Genomic DNA, 3,708 nt, shown 5'->3' with positions numbered 1-3,708 from the left:
GGGGAAGAGGGAGACGCCGAGCGGTGCGCTCGGCGACCACGCGCAGCACCGACTCGCCGATGCGGAGCAGGCCGCCGGACCGCACGGGCAGCGGGCCGCGCCGCACGGGCGCGCCGTCGAGCAGCGTCCCGTTGGTCGAGCCCAGATCGGTCACGGTCACCGAGCCGTCGGGAGCGAGCTCTATCGCGCAGTGCGCCCGGGAGACGTCCGGGTCGTCCAGCGGCACATCGGCCTCGGCCGACCTGCCGACGCGCGCCTCGCCGCCCCGCAGCAGGTGAACGCCGCCCGCGTCGGGCCCGGAGACGACCAGGACGGTCGCCGGGACCTTCTGCGGGGGCGTGCTCTCGACCGGCCGGTGGAACGCCAGCACCGCGCCGTCGACCAGCGGCGGCCTGCCGAGCGTGGAGCGCCTGGGGTCGAGCCGCGTGTCCTCGCAGAACACCGCCCCCGGGGCCGTGGCACCCGGGGACACGGTGGAGGCGAGCGCGCCGAGGACCGCGTCGAGTGGGGTGTCGGTGGGCGCGGTGACCTGGACGTCGACGCCGGCGGAGGCATCCCCCTGCCCGAGAACGGTCAACCTGATCTGAATCGGCATCGGCCCTCCCGGTCACCTCGCCCATCCCGATGGCACGCCCCCGAGCGCATGAGTCGTCGCATCGGATGGTGATGCTGAAAGCATCCTCGCACCCGCCACTGACAGCTCGCGCCGCCACCGGCACTTAGTGATCTTGATTGGACGATTTCTGGATAGGTCTGACCGGATTTGAACGGGCATCGATCCGCAGCGGACCCTCGACGGACCCACGACGGCCCTCCGACGGACGCCCGAAGGACCCGCGGGGGACCCGCAACCGGGCGCCCCGGCAGGCGCGTCCTCCCCGGCGGGGGCCGGTGCGGCACCCGAACACGTGGCCCCCGCACTTCCGGGTGGCGCCACTACAGTAGGTGGCTCGGGTCTCGGTATCACAAGCGAAGCAATCAGGGAGCACACGTGCGGCCGGTAGGCAGCAAGTACCTGCTTGAAGAGCCGCTCGGACGCGGCGCCACCGGCACCGTCTGGCGGGGGCGCCAGCGGGAGGCCGCCGGGGACGAGGCGGTGGTGGCCGGGCAGCCGGGCGAGCAGGTCGCCGTCAAGGTGCTGAAGGAGGAGCTCGCGCACGACCCCGACGTGGTCATGCGCTTCCTGCGCGAGCGCTCCGTCCTCCTGCGCCTCGGCGCCGACAGCCACGACAACATCGTGCGCACCCGCGACCTCGTCGTCGAGGGCGAGCTCATCGCCCTGGTGATGGACCTGATCGACGGCCCCGACCTGCACCGTTACCTCTACGAGAACGGGCCGCTCAGCCCCGTCGGCGCCGCCCTGCTCACCGCCCAGATCGCCGACGCGCTCGCCGCCGCCCACGCCAAGGGCGTCGTCCACCGCGACCTCAAGCCGGCCAACGTCATCCTCGCCGGCGCCCTCGACGAGGCGGGCCCGCTGCGCCCGATGCTCACCGACTTCGGCATCGCCAGGCTCGCCGACTCCCCGGGCGTCACCCGCGCCCACGAGTTCGTCGGCACCCCCTCCTACATCGCCCCCGAATCCGCCGAGGGCCGCCCGCAGACCTCCGCGGTCGACGTCTACGCCGCGGGCATCCTGCTGTACGAACTGGTCACCGGGCAGCCCCCGTTCAGCGGCAGCAGCACCCTCCAGGTCCTCCAGCGCCACATCAGCGAGCAGCCGAGGAAGCCCGACGGGCTGCCGGGGCCGCTGTGGACCGTCATCGACTGCTGCCTGCGCAAGAGCGCCGACGAGCGCCCCGCCGCCGCCAGCCTCGCCCGCGCCCTGCGCACCGTGGCCGCGGGCATCGCCGACCACGCCGCCGCCGAGCAGCGCACCGCCGCGCTCGGCGTCACGGCGCTGCTCACGCCCGACCCGTCCCCGGTGCGGGTGCCGGGCACCGGCATCAGCCCGCCCGGGTCGGCCGAGCCCACCCAGGCCCTGCCCGGCGGCTCGGGCGGCGGCGGCACCGCCGACCCGTTCTCCGCGACCAGCGTGCTGCCGCACCCGCAGCGGGACCCCGAGGGCCTCGACACCACCCGGGCCATGCCCGCGGGCGGCGGCCCGCCCGAGCCCGAGGGGCCCCACCCCTGGCAGGACCAGATGCGCGCGGCCCGCGACCGCAACGAGCCCACCCGCGTCCAGCCGCCGGTCGACCCCGGCCAGGACCCGCTCTACCGCGCCCCCCAGCGCCAGCGGCAGCAACGCCCGCCCCAGCGCCGCCCGCAGCGCCGCTCCGTTCCGCCTCCGCAGCAGCCCCAGCAGGGCTACGGCTATCCGCCGCAGCAGTACCAGCAGCCCCAGGCGTCCTACGCGCCCCCGCAGCAGTACCAGCGGCCGGTCCCCCCGCCGTACCAGGAGCCCCAGCCGCGCCGCGGCGCGGAGCCGCGCCAGGACCGCCGCGAGCCGCGCCAGCGGTCACGCAGCGCGAACCCCATGCGGATCCCGGGACTTGGCTGCCTCAAGGGCTGCCTGTTCATGGCCCTGATCCTGGTCGTCATCTGCTTTCTCGTGTGGAACTTCACGCCACTTCAGGAGTGGATTGCGGACGGCAAGAGTTTCTGGGAAGCGACCAAGGACTGGTTCGACGACGTTCGCGAATGGATGGGGTTGATCGAGGACACCCAAGATCAGATCGGCCAGGTCGAGGAGGACCTTCCGAATAATCAATGACCCCGGAGATTTATCGACTTCCACGAGTCGAATTTCACGTCGGCACCCCACTAAAACCGGGCAAGCCGGGCGGGGCGTCCCGCCGTTGTCGGAGCGGCGTCGTAGCCTCACGCCATGGCACGGAACATCGGTAGCCAGTACACCACTCACCGCGTCCTCGGCCGCGGCAGCGCCGGGACGGTGTGGCTCGGCGAGGGTCCCGACGGGCCCGTGGCCATCAAGGTGCTGCGCGAGGACCTCGCCGCGGATCCGGAGCTCGCCGAGCGCTTCGCGCACGAGCGCCACACGCTGCTCGGCCTGGAGCACCCCAACATCGTGGGCGTGCGCGAGCTGTTGCTCTCCGGAGGCTCCGACGGCCGGGACATCGCCCTGGTGATGGACCTGGTCCGCGGCCCCGACCTCCGCGGCCACCTGGAGCGCGAGCGCCGCCTGGCCCCCTCCGAGGCCGTCGCGCTCACCGCGGGCGTCGCCAGCGGCCTGGCCGTCGCGCACGCCGCGGGCATCGTGCACCGCGACGTCAAGCCGGAGAACATCCTGCTCGACCCGGTGGACGGCGAGGGCGGGCACGTCGCGCTCCTGACCGACTTCGGCGTCGCCAAGCTCATCGACGAGCCCCGGCACGGCGGCAAGGGCGGCGTCGTGGGCACCCCCGACTACATGGCGCCCGAGATCGTGGAGGGCCTGCCCCCGCGCGCCGCCGTGGACATCTACGCGCTGGTCACCGTGTTGTACGAACTGCTGGCCGGGTTCACCCCCTTCGGCGGTGGCCACCCCGGCGCGGTCCTGCGCCGCCAGGTCACGGAGACCGCGGCCGAGCTGCCGGGGATCCCGCGCGAGCTGTGGGAGATCATCCAGCAGTGCCTCGCCAAGGCGCCCGCCTCCCGGCTGCGCGCCGCCGAGCTGGCCTCCAGGCTCCGCGAGCTGCTGCCCGCCGTCGAGGGCCTGCCGCCGCTCGACATCGGCGACCCGCTCGCCGCCCCCGAGGCCCCCGAGAG

3 protein-coding genes are annotated in these 3,708 nt (G+C 73.9%); 2 read left to right on the top strand and 1 reads right to left on the bottom strand.

Annotated elements, in window-relative coordinates:
- A partial coding sequence (locus tag ADY01_RS33985) for an FHA domain-containing protein (protein WP_049580625.1) occupies positions 1–595 on the bottom strand: 595 nt, incomplete at its 3' end.
- A gap of 396 nt (positions 596–991) precedes the next feature.
- Between ADY01_RS33985 and ADY01_RS33980 the strand changes: the two genes are divergently transcribed.
- The gene (locus ADY01_RS33980; RefSeq protein ID WP_049580624.1) at positions 992–2,713 is read left to right on the top strand and encodes a serine/threonine-protein kinase; all 1,722 of its coding nucleotides are present in this window, start codon (positions 992–994) and stop codon (positions 2,711–2,713) included.
- Positions 2,714–2,827: 114 nt separating this feature from the next.
- On the top strand, positions 2,828–3,708 hold an 881-nt coding region (locus ADY01_RS33975; protein ID WP_049580623.1), incomplete at its 3' end, for a serine/threonine-protein kinase.

The organism is Streptomyces sp. SBT349, assembly GCF_001083795.1.
In the GTDB taxonomy this organism is placed as follows: Bacteria; Actinomycetota; Actinomycetes; order Streptomycetales; family Streptomycetaceae; genus Streptomyces.
Note: the sequence above shows the minus strand (reverse complement) of the source record. Positions and strands in the feature narration are given on the sequence as shown.